At 52.9% G+C, this 14,046-nt stretch carries 13 protein-coding genes and 1 pseudogene; 9 read left to right on the top strand and 5 right to left on the bottom strand.

Going from position 1 to position 14,046, the window contains the following annotated elements; all coding sequences use genetic code 11:
- Nucleotides 1-140 precede the first annotated feature (140 nt).
- The gene (locus tag J3P93_RS14095) at nucleotides 141-368 is read right to left on the bottom strand and encodes a DUF6555 family protein (protein ID WP_434588839.1); all 228 of its coding nucleotides are present in this window, start codon (nucleotides 366-368) and stop codon (nucleotides 141-143) included.
- Between the two features lie 577 nt (nucleotides 369-945).
- On the opposite strand from J3P93_RS14095, the gene J3P93_RS14090 reads away from it, so the two are divergent.
- A complete protein-coding gene (locus tag J3P93_RS14090; RefSeq protein WP_130928759.1) occupies nucleotides 946-1,512 on the top strand; it encodes a hypothetical protein in 567 nt (188 codons plus the stop codon).
- 330 nt (nucleotides 1,513-1,842) lie between these two features.
- Entirely contained in the window at nucleotides 1,843-2,106 is a 264-nt protein-coding gene (locus J3P93_RS14085; RefSeq protein ID WP_434588837.1) for a DUF1652 domain-containing protein, read from the top strand.
- A 328-nt stretch (nucleotides 2,107-2,434) separates the two neighbouring features.
- Here J3P93_RS14085 and J3P93_RS14080 read toward each other — a convergent pair whose 3' ends face one another.
- The gene (locus tag J3P93_RS14080; protein ID WP_434588835.1) at nucleotides 2,435-2,845 is read right to left on the bottom strand and encodes a response regulator; all 411 of its coding nucleotides are present in this window, start codon (nucleotides 2,843-2,845) and stop codon (nucleotides 2,435-2,437) included.
- Nucleotides 2,846-3,271: 426 nt separating this feature from the next.
- Here J3P93_RS14080 and J3P93_RS14075 point away from each other — a divergent pair, with 426 nt between their 5' ends.
- From J3P93_RS14075 to J3P93_RS14055, 5 genes are all read left to right on the top strand, one after another.
- Nucleotides 3,272-4,282 carry a chemotaxis protein CheB gene (locus J3P93_RS14075; RefSeq protein ID WP_434588833.1) on the top strand — a complete coding sequence of 337 codons (1,011 nt, stop codon included), beginning with the start codon at nucleotides 3,272-3,274 and terminating at the stop codon, nucleotides 4,280-4,282.
- Between the two features lie 166 nt (nucleotides 4,283-4,448).
- Nucleotides 4,449-5,288, top strand: coding sequence for an alpha/beta fold hydrolase (locus tag J3P93_RS14070; RefSeq protein ID WP_434588831.1), 840 nt, complete (start codon nucleotides 4,449-4,451; stop codon nucleotides 5,286-5,288).
- 187 nt (nucleotides 5,289-5,475) lie between these two features.
- Nucleotides 5,476-5,700: a DUF2188 domain-containing protein gene (locus tag J3P93_RS14065; protein ID WP_041478933.1), complete on the top strand. Its 225-nt coding sequence runs from the start codon at nucleotides 5,476-5,478 to the stop codon at nucleotides 5,698-5,700.
- Between the two features lie 189 nt (nucleotides 5,701-5,889).
- On the top strand, nucleotides 5,890-6,345 hold the full coding sequence (locus tag J3P93_RS14060) for a hypothetical protein (protein ID WP_434588829.1): 456 nt from the start codon (nucleotides 5,890-5,892) through the stop codon (nucleotides 6,343-6,345).
- A gap of 297 nt (nucleotides 6,346-6,642) precedes the next feature.
- On the top strand, nucleotides 6,643-8,154 hold the full coding sequence (locus tag J3P93_RS14055) for a sensor domain-containing diguanylate cyclase (protein ID WP_434588827.1): 1,512 nt from the start codon (nucleotides 6,643-6,645) through the stop codon (nucleotides 8,152-8,154).
- 415 nt (nucleotides 8,155-8,569) lie between these two features.
- Here the strand turns inward: J3P93_RS14055 and J3P93_RS14050 are convergent.
- Nucleotides 8,570-9,424 (bottom strand): annotated as a pseudogene (locus J3P93_RS14050) (manganese catalase family protein); the annotation flags it as partial.
- A 374-nt stretch (nucleotides 9,425-9,798) separates the two neighbouring features.
- On the opposite strand from J3P93_RS14050, the gene J3P93_RS14045 reads away from it, so the two are divergent.
- Nucleotides 9,799-11,121 carry an APC family permease gene (locus J3P93_RS14045; protein WP_434588825.1) on the top strand — a complete coding sequence of 441 codons (1,323 nt, stop codon included), beginning with the start codon at nucleotides 9,799-9,801 and terminating at the stop codon, nucleotides 11,119-11,121.
- A gap of 453 nt (nucleotides 11,122-11,574) precedes the next feature.
- Here the strand turns inward: J3P93_RS14045 and J3P93_RS14040 are convergent, their stop codons facing one another.
- The gene (locus tag J3P93_RS14040; protein ID WP_434588823.1) at nucleotides 11,575-12,102 is read right to left on the bottom strand and encodes an SH3 domain-containing protein; all 528 of its coding nucleotides are present in this window, start codon (nucleotides 12,100-12,102) and stop codon (nucleotides 11,575-11,577) included.
- Nucleotides 12,103-12,411: 309 nt separating this feature from the next.
- Here J3P93_RS14040 and J3P93_RS14035 point away from each other — a divergent pair, with 309 nt between their 5' ends.
- Complete coding sequence (locus tag J3P93_RS14035) at nucleotides 12,412-12,960, top strand: hypothetical protein (RefSeq protein ID WP_434588821.1); 549 nt, start codon at nucleotides 12,412-12,414, stop codon at nucleotides 12,958-12,960.
- Nucleotides 12,961-13,060: 100 nt separating this feature from the next.
- On the opposite strand, the gene J3P93_RS14030 is transcribed toward J3P93_RS14035, so the two are convergent.
- Nucleotides 13,061-13,957 (bottom strand): LysR family transcriptional regulator, encoded by an 897-nt coding sequence (locus tag J3P93_RS14030; protein ID WP_434588819.1) that lies wholly within the window; start codon nucleotides 13,955-13,957, stop codon nucleotides 13,061-13,063.
- Between the last annotated feature and the right edge of the window lie 89 nt (nucleotides 13,958-14,046).

The raw sequence follows: 14,046 nt of genomic DNA, 5'->3' as shown, positions 1-14,046 counted from the left end.
TTTATTTTCAGAGTGGACGACGGATCGAATCAGCGTTGGTTTCAAATGCTGATGTCGGAATACTCAGCGGGTAATCGGACTTTGCGGGTGGTTACGACATGAAGCGGATCCATCGATAGCCCGCGCCATACCACGCACTGCTACGTTGAGCTGGCTCGCCAGGTGACATCGGTAATGCCGTATTTTTCGGCTTGAGGTTTGGTCACCATTTTCAGTGGCGGACGACCAGGTCTGGGAATGGGCGCTACACCCGCATCGCAACTAGCCCAGTGCCAGGCGTCAGCGTTTTGCATCAATTTGCTACGGATGATGAAGGACTTGGGCACACCGTGAAGCTTGTAATTGATGACGAATAGATTGTTTTCCATGACTTACTCCGTCTGCTCTGATCTAACGGAGTCATCGGGCGCGGAAAAATTCAAAAAATTCAGGGACTTCACCCCGAGTATTGGTTTGGGGCAATGGAGATGCAGGTTCATCCGCTGAGCGCCAACCAAGTCCTACATGGTCTCACGATCTTGAAGCCAGGCTCAGCGTTTACTTATAGGGCTTCCGAGCTGCAGAAGCTCCGCTGTTGCCACAACCATCTCATCCAGCGACGAAGGCTTGTGCAGGTAAATGGTGTGAGCTGGCACTTCGGTGCTCTCGATTAGATAACCCGAGGGGAGTATCGCAGCGATGTGAGGCCACCTGCCTTTGACCATCTCTATGAACTCGATGTCTTGGACTTGGCCGGGGACGCCGTGATCGACGATCACTAGGGCACAAGCTGGCGCGGAGCGATCGATAGTATTTGACCGCCATCAAAATGCTTGAAACAGGAGAAACATTATGGTTTAAAGGCTTGGCCACGAGTCGAAGGATTTCGTGGGTTCCGCGCCAAGGAGGCGCCGGCTTAGAAGCGGATCGTCTCCGGGTGCTTCTTGAAAATAAAAGGAATTAGCTATGACCCTGTCTTTGCAAAACATCAAACCAGAAGAAATAGATGCGCTGAAGCAGCAATCTCAGGCGGCTTTTGACGCTGAAATTCAACGTCGTGACGATGTTGTGAGCGCTAAGCCGGCCCTTCAAGAAGTTCTCCACCAGAAAGTACACCCTCAAACTTTATGCGGATGCGGTTGCCAGCAGAACATCTGCGGTTACTTCAATTTCGAAGGCTGCGGTTGCGGCTGTGGGCCTCACACTGAAACCATTCAGATAAGTTCATCGCTGGCCAATATCGGCCCGAATGCTCCGCAGCAAGGCACTCCTGTTCGATTTATCGGTCAGGCAACGGGCACGGGCACAAATCTGGAAATTAGCAACGTCTATCTGCAAGGCACAGTTCCTGACGCCGAGAATCTGATCGGGATTCAGCTTTCGCTCCAGTTATCGATCAATCAAGGCGCGCTTTCCCTGTCAATCTTAGAAGGGAACCGCCTGATCGCTGTATTGGTTCACCCAGCACAATATCATGCCGACATCAATGGGCAGTTTTACGGCAGCGGTATCGGCATGTTCCAGCAAGCGTAACTTAGCAATGCCCACATAGCTGATCTGCGGGAGGAGAGCCCTAGCATCATAGCTAGGGCTTTTCGTATCCTGCCGACGGCCAGCGTGAAGCTGAAGCTCAATACGCTTATCCCTTACCTCGACACCTATAATTCACGATGTTTTCTGCCGTAGAGTCGTTGTGCAGAGTATTATGGTCGGTGCGCTTTGAAACCCCTACCTACCTATTTATTTTTTCTGATCGACCTCACAACTTTACGTTCTGCAGTGAGTCAACAATGCTTCATGAAGTTATGTTTATGCTTTGGAGAGACTCTGTCCCAGTTAATTGTAAATGCATCGGGAAAACGTATGCTTTCTACGCTTGAATTGAGACAGATAATTGAATCTGGGTTCCTTCCGCTATCCTGTACTTGCGCGACCAGCCCAGATGACTCGCTGACCATTAAAGTTTACGAAGCTTCCTCGGGCCGCGTGGATCTCTTGGTCACAGGTGTTTCCGTTTCTGAACTCACCTCCAGCAATGCGCTGGCGAATCTGATTGCGGAGCTACGGAGTGAGATCGCGGCCTGCCAAGGATCGTTTAGGAAGACAGCGCAGAAGTCCTCCTCTTGACGGTAAGATCGATTTCATTTTGATGGTTAGTGGCAGAGTGACGCTAGGTTAAACTCAGTCTCCCCGTATAGTTTGATTAAGATCGTGTCCCAAGAACGTGAGCTACAACTTGAACAAGCCCTTCTCGCCCTCCTTGCGGCGTTGGGACACGGAGGCGGAATCATTGAAGACGCTTGCGCTATGGCGGTTGGTGGTTTGATGTGGGATGGGTATTGGCAGTGGGTAGATCCACAGTATAGGGACGACGCTGCTGATGAAATTGACAAAGCTATTACGAGACTTTGTGGCAGGCATCCTTCCTCGAATCTGATCCATGTTGAGCGACGGTTCAATGCTTGCTGATAGGATTTTCGGGCTGAAGAAGCGCCGCCACTGCAACTACCATCTCATCCAGTGACCAAGGCTTGTGCAGGTAAATCGTTTGAGCTGGAACTTCAGTGCTCTCGATCAGATAACCCGAGGTGAGTATCGCGGCGATGTGAGGCCACCTGCCTTTGACCATCTCTATGAACTCGATGCCTTGGACTTGGCCGGGGACGCCGTGATCGGCGATCACTAGGGCGCATTCCTCATGTGCTTCCAGCAGGTAAGCCAACGCATCATCCGCCGTAGCGAACGGGACAGTCTTCGCACCAATCTCATCCATGATATCGGTCATGAGCGACTGCAGAGTTGGGTCGTCCTCAATGACGATGACCTCACCGCGAATCGGCAGCAATCCTTTCCAATTTACGTTCAAACAATCCTCCTCTAAACAGAGAGCCCGACCGACTAAACAAACGGAACGGTGCATGAGTGTAAGCGAAAATGTCGCGTCTGCCGTGACAATGCTGGGAGCTCCCGGGACACTCGCCGCAGGTCACGTCCCCTACAGATGCCCTCGCAGCGTATTGAAAGAGCGTGTGGCTCCTCGCTTTCTGATCGCCCGCGAGAGCACCGAATGAAAGTCCAATTGTGCGCTTGAGGCTATGAATGCTGCGTAGAGATACCTTGATCTAGATCAAACATCATTCAAATTTTCGAACCATCCCTCAGAGTTATCTATCGAAACTAGGAAGAGGGTAAGCGCCTCACGAGAAACATCGACAAGCACTCCATTCGTGAATTAGTTGAGGCAGCTGAGTCAAATTCAGGTGTGCAACAGCTAGCAACCTAGGATCGATCCATGCAGCAAGAAAACCACAACCACCAAGTTTTAGTCATCGGCACGTCCATCGGCGGGCTCGGTGCATTACGTGCGTTTCTGGCGGGGCTTCCGTCTGATTTAAATGCGGCTGTCTTCGTCACGATGCACATCGGAGACCAACCTAGTTCTCTGCCTAACCTCCTTACCCAATCGAGCCAATTGCCCGTCGGTTTCGCTATGAGCCAAGAGCAGGTAGTGACGGGTCGTGTATACATAGCCCCTCCCGATAAGCATCTCCTTGTCAAAAAAGGAGCTATTCAGATCACTCGAAGCGCAAAGGAAAACCACTCGCGGCCTGCGATTGATCCGATGTTTAGATCGGCTGCCATCAGCTATGGAAGCAATGCCATAGGGGTGTTGATGACCGGCGAGCTTGATGACGGCGTGGTGGGGCTTCAGGCGATAAAAGCATATGGCGGACTGGCCTTCGTACAAGATCCTGAGACTGCCGAAGCGCCCTCAATGCCGACAAACGCTCTCCGGTATGTGACCGTGGACGGATGCTTGCCGCTCACTGAGTTGAGTAAGAGGCTCGTACAGATCATCAATCAGCGTACAGCGGAGGGGACAGCGGCTTCTGAACCAAAACGTATCGAGCCATTCGCAACGGAGAATGATCTGGTTGAGGATTTCAGTAAAGGTGGTGCCTCGGCGCTGGATGATATCGGCCGAGTCGCAGGCATCTCCTGTCCTGAGTGCGGAGGCGCTCTTTGGGAGGTAGACGCGTCATCGCCCCGGTTTCGCTGCCACACCGGTCATGCCTATACCGCCGCCGCATTATTTCATGCGCAGGATGAAACGATTGAGGAAGCACTCTGGGTGGCCATTAGAGCGTTGCATGAAAAACAGTTGCTCCTTGGTCGGCTCGTTCAGAGCAGCAGAGATGGCGGGCGCTTGGGCGCGTTACGAGAATACGAACTTGCAAGTGAGGGACTCGAAGACCACAAGGCGACTCTTCGAGAATTGGTTTCATCCTTACGTCCCGGTTGAACACGCGCCGACTCGGGTTCTTTGATTGTGGCGCCCAGTAACGTGTACGGCTCCGGTGAAGATGTTCGAAAGTTAATTTGAAGCCTCTATCAGGCTGTCTATTGCCGAAAACAATCGAGTTTTTACAGCTCATCTAGACTGCTGAACGGGTGACAGAGAGGTGTCCATGCCCAGCCGGATCATGACCGTTAAAGACTTGCAGGTGAATGTCTCAATCGCCGGCCAAGGCCCACCGTTACTCCTACTCAACGGTCTGGGAGGTTTGATTAAAACCTTCGATGCTTTGCGCAACGAACTAGGCGACTACACGACGATCACGTTGGACGTGCCTGGTGTCGGCAAATCACAAATGCCCCGCTGGCCGATGCGATTGCCTAGTCATGCCGATCTGATCGCCGAAATGCTCACACAATTGGGTTTCGACCATGTTGATGTATTCGGCGTGAGCTGGGGCGGTGCATTGGCGCAAGAGTTGGCTCTCCGTCATCCCACCATGGTTCGAAGGCTTATCTTGGCGGCGACCTCTGCGGGCCCGGTGCTGCTGGTAAAGCCCGCCGACATCCTGGAATTTTTTAGAGGGAGCGCAGGCGGCAAACAGCCCGAACGAGATGGTTCAGCCAGTTCGACACAGGCGCTGCTGCGTTTCGGTGTTGTAAAGCGAATGCTAACCGTACGCCTGCGAACCTATCACCACCAGGTAACCGCTTTAGTAGGCTGGACAAGTCTGCTGCGGTTATCCCGTTTGCGTATACGCACGCTCATCCTCATCGGCGATCGTGACCCCCTCGTGCAGCCATACAATGCGCATGTCCTGCGACGCTCAATTCCACAAGCCGAACTGCGCGTGCTCAAAGGTGAGGGGCATTTTTTCGTAGTGACCAGTGCCAGCCGAACTGCCGGTTTGATACGCGAATTTCTTAGCCGGCAGCAGAACGGTGATGGCCCGGCGCCGGAGATCGCTAACCGCGCTGGTAAGCAACGCTTGCAGCGAGCCAAGGCTGTTTAATCTTTGCCATGCTAAAGCTCTTACTCTGCATAGCGGCTACAGCCCCATGCTTCGGGCAAATGCCCCACGTCCCGAGAAAACTTCGGGGATCTCTGTAAGCATCCAGAATGCCGCCAATCCGTTCAAACTCTTCGGTTTTCCTATGGTCAACCTGACAGGTATCGATCGTCATATCAGAGGTGAGCCAATGGATAACTATCACATCAAAAAAACGGAAAAACTTTGGGAGCTCGTTAAAGAGGGCGCGCAACGTGCCTCCAAGACGGCATCTACCAAAGCAGAAATCACCGAGATAGCGAGCGAATTTCTTCAGGGCAAGACAGCCTCTCTCAAAATCCACAAAGAGGACGGCACGATCCAAGAGGAGCGTACATTTCCTCGTTCAGCAGATCCTAGAAAAACGAAAGGTTAAACAGACCACCTGCCCAGGGAGGTGCGGTGCCCATTGCGCCGCACCGTCGTGAACGCGGCCGACCGGAGGTCTCGCCGCATTTCAAGGACTTCATTTCTAACTCAGGTGCAGATCATGGTAATCGCATGTCTCGGATGGGGATCACTAATTTGGAAGCCGGACACCTTACCGCTCGCGAGCGAGTGGTTTATGGACGGCCCCGTGTTACCCATTGAGTTCGCGCGGGTCAGTGATAACGGCGACCTTACGACAGCTATCTGCGCAAACGCACCTGGGTGCAAAGTGCTTTGGGCGGTATTGGATCTGGACAACCTTGATGAGGCACGCGAGGCTCTTAGAATTCGGGAGGGGGTTCCTCAAGACCGGGAGGATGGCATCGGTAGCTTCGTGGTCGGTACGAACGCAGCGGGAATCATCGCTGAATGGGCGATTGCCCGCCGATTGGACGCGGTAGTTTGGACAGGACTGCCACCAAGATTCGGAGGCGTTGAGGGGCTCGTCCCCGCAGCCGAGGACGCTATTGCCTATCTCGCCGGCCTAAGCGGAGAACCACTTGAGAACGCGCGCGACTACATCAAACAAGTGCCGCCGCAGATCGATACGCCTTACCGGCGAGAAATCATTTCAAGGTTAGGGTGGCAGTGACCTGTGCTGAAAGCCCGGAACGACTCACGCCATCGTGCCCATTCGTGGGTCTGCGGTACCCAAGACGGTGATCCTCCTACGATGAAGAAAGTGGGAGTCGCTGCGATTCGCAATCTTCAATCGATAGGTTTATTAAGCATCTAGGTGTGTAAGTGGGAATCTGCGGGGGGTATGTGAAAGAAATAACGTCTGTCTGCGCAGATTTCAGGGATTCCGAAGCTGCGGGTGAACGCTTTAATTTCCACACCGGTATAAAAATTGCTCGCTTGAGCCCACCGCCAATTTGAAGACGTATATATGACGCTCTCCTTACCGATCTACGCAAGGCTGACACCTAGAGCGTTGTCCCTTTCGCTGATAGGTTTCGTTCTTCTAGTTTGTCTATCGTTGATCCTTGCTACTGCTTGGCAGATTGTGCAGTCGTCCGGCGAGCGAGTAGACGCGGCCAAAATAACTGTTTCGAACATTGTACTTGCCGCTGAACAGCAGGCCCGTGACACGATGCTTCAGGCCGACAATACCTTGCGAGATCTGGCAGAGCGTGTAGCGCACGATGGAAGCGGCCCTGATCAACAGGAGCGGTTGGCGAAGCTGATGGCCCGCCAAGTGAACGACATTGAAGGCGTTCAGGGGCTATTCATCTTCGATGCGCAAGGCAATTGGATGGCCAATTCATTTTCCGAAGGTTTGCAAACCAAAAACAACGGCGACAGAGCTTACTTTCGATATCACCGTGAGCACGATGACCAGTCCATCCACGTTGGCTCGATAGTGGAAAGTCGAACGACAGGGGATATGGTGATCCCTATAAGTCGGCGTATCCAAACAGCCGATGGAGCGTTTGCAGGGGTTGCGTTAGCCACGGTTCCGGTTTCATATTTTCAAAGCTTTTTCAAACGAATGGCCGTTGATGACGAAGGAGTAATTTTCCTAGCACTTGATAACGGCGAGCTCCTCGCCCGACGCCCGACAGTCGCAGCATTGATGACAACTAATCTTTCCAAAGGCGAAATTTTTAGCCGGTATTTACCTGAGAGCGATAGCGGGACTGCGGTCATAAAATCTATCGTGGATGGTATCGAGCGGATCTACGCCTATCGTCGTCTGGCTGGGCTGCCTATCGTCGCAGCAGCTGGCGTGTCGTACGAGCATGTATTTGCCCCTTGGTGGTCATATGTTTACCAATCGGTTGCACTGGTAGGTACCATCATACTGGCGTTGGCAATTTTAGGTAGCTTGCTATATCGGCAGATCCAACAGCTGCTAGTTGCAGAGTACGAGCTAAAAATAATCCGAAAAGAGTTAGAAGTGATAGCCCATACAGATGGTCTTACTTCTCTAGCCAATAGGAGAAGCTTTGACTTGGCTATGGATAAAGAATGGAAGCGTGCCACGAGAAATCAGACAAGCATATCCGTAATTCTTTTGGATATAGATTTGTTCAAACAATATAATGACCGTTACGGCCATCTAAGCGGCGACGATTGTCTTGTGCACGTAGCGAACCTTATTGCAGCCAACGTCAACAGACCAGGTGATATCGCTGCTCGCTACGGTGGGGAGGAGTTCGTAGTTTTGCTTCCGGACACTGAACTGGCAGGTGCGGTCATGGTTGCAGAAAATATTAGGCTTTCCCTATCGAATGCAAATCTTCAACATTCAGCGAGCCCCTTCGAAATCGTCACCATAAGCTCAGGTGTAGTCTCGACCTCTAGAACAGAAGAGGAGAGTCCAAAAGAGTTTCTGATCAAAGCTGACCGTTTGCTGTACGCGGCGAAATCTAAAGGGCGGAATCGGGTAGAGGCTTAGTTTCGTGATTTGAGCGTGCATTGATCACATCGGGCTTGGGCGGGCACGCCTGTCTGCATGGATTTTAAAACGATTTGCTTACAATATCGGAAAACATCATCAGCGTGCCGGCTAAGAAGATTGCGCTACCGAATAAAAATGTAGGTCTATGTGCATTTACGATCCTGATGTTAAATCCCAAATTCTTCGTAAATCTCATTGTAGTTTCCTTTGCGGGGCTAATCCGCCCCATCCGATACGGTATTCTTGCCGCCGTAAGGCCGAGAACCTGTATTGTCAATGTAGGTACGGTCTCGTTAATTCCCTCCGTGCACTGGGTTCGGGGTCGCCCTCGCTCGCAAGGTTGTTTGGAATTAGCTTCCCCATACCGAACGTATTTACTGCCATGCTCACCCTTAAACCTCGACAGGCCTGCCGAGCCTAGGTCAGCACCGGTAACCGGTTCGCTGAGCGGGTCTGAGGCCGTGCGTGTCTTCATCGCCTCCAACACTTCTACATCCTCGGCAGGAAGGTTGGCCGACGCCAGGCCATCGCCGCCGTCTACCGCCGGTTCGGGATTTTCCACGTACTCCCAAGCACCACCCTCGTTCCACGGGCCTCGTACGTTCGGCTGGCCCGACATACTGAAATACTTGTTGGTGAACTCTGGCATACCCGGAAGTTTGCCCTGCGGGAAGTTCGGTTGGATCGCATGCAAAGCTTTCTCGAACGACTTTTGGTGTGCGATTTCCCGCGTCATTAAGAAACCAAGCGCCTCCTTTACACCTGGATCATCAGTAATGTTGATCAAGCGTTCGTAGAGGATTTTTGCCCTTGCTTCCGCCGCAATGTTCGAGCGGAAGTCGGCTGTAGGTTCGGTGATCGAGTCAACATACGCCGCCGTCCAAGGCACACCTGCCGAATTGACGAGAGGTGCGCCTGCGCCGTAAAGCAGACTTGTGATGTGCGAGTCATTACCGGCGCCATTTAGGGCTCGGTATAGCTCTCCTTCCTCTTGGACGCCCTCGGCGAGCTGACCCTTCGCACCTTTGTTGAGCATTACGATAATGGAGCCGACAACCTCCAAGTGACTCAATTCTTCGGTGGCAATATCCAGCAGAAGGTCTTTTCGCCCTGGATCTTCTTCCGCTAACGCTTGAGTAAAATAACGTGCTGCCGCTGCCAATTCGCCGTTGGCGCCACCGAATTGTTCGAGTAGCAGATTCGCAAGACCTGGATTTGGCTCGGCAACGCGAACGGTGTACTGAAGTCGCTTGTTATGAATGAACATTCAGATTTCCTCATGCTTAGCTTTCGCGCGATCACCAATGCTGGCGTTGGCGCATGCTTAATTTGTGAGGAGGGGAATAAACAGAAATTTCCTGTTCTCGATTTCTGACCGGACGGACGGCAACGCGTTACAAGTTCAAAAAAAGACGGAGCAAGGAACGTGGTGTGCTTGTTCTAGAGTGAATGGAGCGCTCTTGGCGATAAAACGAGTCGCTAATAGTGCCGAAGTCCCAGCGATGGAATTTAGCTTTCACTTCGTACCCGTTGATCCCAAGAGGTGCATTGAACTTTGCTGTGCGCGCCATTTTCCATTGTTTGACGTGACAAGCATCCAGCTCCGCGCGCCGCAGCTGACTATCACACCTGAACCAAGGAATGACCGTGACTGCTACCACTCATAAAACTTCTCTGCGCCGGGCCATCACGTTTCCGATGCTGTTTCTGTTTATTCTTGGCGATGTACTCGGCGCGGGTGTTTATGCACTTGCCGGCACGATCGCGGGAGAGGTGGGCGGCGCAATATGGGTGCCGCTGCTGATTGCTCTATTCTTCGCCATGTTGACGGCGGGTTCCTACGCAGAGCTGGTATCGAAGTATCCCCACGCCGGCGCGGCTTCGGTTTTTGCTGAAAAGGCGTTCAAGTCACCGCTTGTTTCCTTCCTTGTAGGTTTTTGCATGCTGGCTGCCGCGATGACCAGCGCTGCTGGGTTATCGCTGGCATTTGCAGGGGATTACCTCAACGCCTTCGTTGACGTATCGCCGCAAATTGCAGCTCTGGTGTTTCTCTTGGCTATTGGCCTGCTCAATGCGCAGGGGATCAAGGAGTCGCTTGGGGCGAATCTGGTGATGACCGCGATTGAGCTATCCGGGCTAATTTTGGTGATCGTGGCGGCCATCTGGTATTTCCGCACAGGCGAGGCGGATCTGGGGCGAACGCTTACGTTCAAACCTGGCGTCAGTCCCATGCTTGCCGTGCTGGGGGCGGCATTGCTGGCTTTCTATTCCTTTGTCGGCTTTGAAACCTCGGCCAATCTGGCCGAGGAAATTAAGGATGTCCGCAAGGTCTACCCACGCGCTTTGTTCGCAGCTTTGCTTACCGCTGGCCTGGTTTACATGGCGGTGGGTGTGGCAGCCTCGTCGATTCTGCCTACCGAGAAGTTGGTCGCCACGTCGGCGCCGTTACTGGAAGTTGTCCGCGCATCGACCCTCGATATTTCGCCAACACTGTTCTCCTTCATTGCGCTGATCGCTGTCGCCAACGGTGCGCTGTTAACCATGATCATGGCCAGTCGTTTGACATATGGCATGGCAAACCTCGGACTGTTGCCAGGCATTTTGGGTGCGGTTCTGCCGAAACGACAAACCCCATGGGCGGCGATTATCGCGACCACCGTGGTGGCGATTGCCCTGACGTTAACTGGTACGTTGGCAACGCTGGCGCAAACGGTCGTATTGCTTTTGCTGTTCGTTTTTCTCAGCACAAACGTCGCGGTGTTGGTATTGCGTCGCGATCTAGTCGAGGAGCGTCACTTCCGAGTCCCTACATTTGTCCCGGTGCTAGCCATCGCGTCGTGTCTCGTGCTGCTGAGTCAGCAGAGTTGGGAAACGTGGACGCGGGCAGGTGTATTGATCATCGTAGGGATGCTGCTGCACGGATGTTCTCGTCTCAACCTGTCGCCCATGAGCAAGCCTGGCTAGCGCACCGCACCCACCACGCTGGGCTTACTGGTAGCTGAGAGCTTCAGAAACCGTTTGTCTGACGCGCGACCGCCAAGTCGAAATAAATGAAACGGCTCCCATTTTCATGCTTTCCAATATATGCCTGCCACGGCATTGCAGGCTGCTCATGTAAATTCTCCTTCTGCCCGCATATTGTGCGGGCTTTTTAACTCTTCCGCGCGAGTGAGTTCTCGTTTGCGGACTTGGTGGAAGGCAAGGTGCGCGATGAGGCCCGCAACCGAACTGAACGAATCAGCGAATAAGTGTATCCACCCGTATATCCGCAAGGGGTATTACCTCGGGATACCAAGCGACGTTTATGCGTGCGTGATTTGTGGTGAGCAACGCCCTGCAAACCGCTGGGATGAGTTTGAGCGACGCCGTACGCCGCCTAGTGGCTTGCTCAATAAGAAATAGCCGTTCGCTGACATTCTATACGCCGTAACGCTTGTTCCCGCCGGAGGTGATGCAATATCTACCACCTCTTGGGCCTATGCAAACGTTCCCGGACGAGCATGGACAAAAGGAACTGTATTCAGTGGCAGGCCGATACGCAGGTTGTGGCACGGGGCGTAGTGGTTTCGGCTGGGATTTGACGTAGCAGTTCGATCCGCTGCAAAGACTTTTAGAGGAAAGCCATCTAGCCGGCTGGCCATCAATGCTTATGCGTACCCACTCGTTTCGTTTTTCAAAGACCTGCACCTTATCTCCGCGCTGAAGCTTCGAAATGACTTTTCCGTCGGGTTGATCCCGGATGTTAAGTTTGTCTGTGCTCACGTACTGGTCGGCTGGTGCAGCTATTGGCGAGGTAGATGCAGCCGGTGCGGATGTCGATTTACCCGGTGTGCTGAGGGCAGCGAGCCGAGTCTGAGATGTAGTAGTTTCCTTTTCCCCGATTGCCCATAGAACGGCGAACAGGATCAAAAGCGGGACAAACCAAGATTGAAATTTCTTGCGCATATCCATTGCTCCCGCTTAAGAAGTATACGCCGGCTGCCATTCAGACTTGTCCTTCGGACTAATGCGAGCTTAGCCAAGCTTCCATTTTTTGCAGCTCGTCGGGATCTAAAAGTTTGGGCCTTGCCGATCCAGATCTCGAAAAGCCGAGCTAGGCGCAGATCGCTTCCGCTCTTGCTTAGTGAAACGAAGCGTCTGGTCGATTGTTGCCGCAACCTGAATAGCGTTGTCCGAATTCAGATGCTTATCGCCTCAGGTTAAGCGGCGCATCATCGCCTCACGCCATTGCCGCTCGCTCTTGAGGAATCTGCCATGAACCGCTCACCGACATTGTTTCAGTTCACACGCTTGCTCGTACTCGGGATAGCGGGCTTGGCAATAATCGGTTGCCTTCCTCAGGCGCCCACCGACGCTGAAACTGCGTATCAGGATAATCGTATGAAAGCCTCAGTCACGTACTTGCACCTGCTTCGCCACACACCTTTTTTTACCAAGCTCGACGATGAACAACTGAAATGGGTCATCAAACATTCCCGGGAGTGGGATGCACCTGCGGGAACGGTAATTGATAGTCGTGCCGAGGGGGTGAATCCATCATCTGACCACTGGATCTTACTTGATGGCCGTTGGCAGGTTGAGACCAAAACTTCCTCGTTCACCGCTGGCAACGATGATCCTGGGAAGTGGTATCAGCCCGCTGCAACGCATTCGAGTAACCGGTTGGTCACCACTCAGCGCAGTTATGTGATGCGCATCAAAGCCGCCGATATGAAGGACATGCTCGCAAAAGGCTTCCACTTCGATAGCCATCTTTCGATGGGGGAAGATTGGTACAGTCGCATCGACGCGTACACGCCGTAATCTAATGCGCACCTGCCGTTCCCCTTGGACTATTCGTCCAAGTGAGGGCATTCCACCCCGCATGCGCCGCATTCACCCTCTTATGTACTCGCCCATTGCGTCAGCTTGGCGTTCCTGCTTGAAAAACTTCTTTCAACCAGTCTACGAATACGCGAACCCGAGGTGAAAGGTGCCGATTGTGGGGATAGAGCACCGAAACGGGCATGGGAGGCGGCAAATAGTCAGGTAGCAATTCGCACAGGATTTTCTGCTGCAACTCCTTAGCTACCCTGTATCTGGGAACCTGGATAATCCCGATTCCCGCGATGGCAGATGCAGTGTAAATCTCCGCACCGAACACCGAGATTGCCGTCGGGATGGTGACCTCTTGCACCACTCCATTTATCTGGAATTCGAATGGAAAAGGTCTTCCGCTGGTTCGCGAGATGTAGTTGATTGCCTGGTGCCTGCCAAGGTCGTCAACGCTAAGCGGCGTGCCATAAGTTTCGACATAGGCGGGGCTGGCGCAAGTCACCTGCTGCAAATCAACCAAGTGCCTGCCTATCAGCGATGAATCTCCGAGCGTACCAGCGCGAACCACGCAGTCGACTCCTTCTTCAATGAGGTCGACGAAGCGGTCTGTTTCGCTTAGCGACAACTCAATGCCGGGATAACGCTGCATGAAAGACGGCAACGCCGGTATGACGAAAAAGCGAGCCAAGGTGCCATGCAGATCAACTCGCAATCTGCCCTTGGGAACGCTTTGCCGAAACGCCAATTCAGCCTCTTCCAGTTCTGCCAAGAGGTTAACGCATCTTCGGTAATAAGCTTCGCCATCCAATGTAGGGCGCACACGTCGTGTGCTTCTCTCAAGCAGCCTCGTCCCTAGCCATTGTTCGAATTGGTTCATTACATGCGTCAGCGTCGCGCGAGGAATCTCAAGATCCTCAGCTGCGGCGGTGAAGCTACTGCGCTCATAGATGCGTACGAAAATCTTCATGGCGCGAACTTGATCCATCGAGCGGGCTTCCCATTGCTGATGAGGGTTGAAAAGTAGCGCTACAAGCTGGCGGTTTCGTTCAGAACTCGATCATTTCATCGACTCCC

This window comes from Pseudomonas sp. R3-57, from assembly GCF_051132065.1.
Lineage (GTDB): Bacteria > Pseudomonadota > Gammaproteobacteria > Pseudomonadales > Pseudomonadaceae > Aquipseudomonas.
Note: the sequence above shows the minus strand (reverse complement) of the source record. Positions and strands in the feature narration are given on the sequence as shown.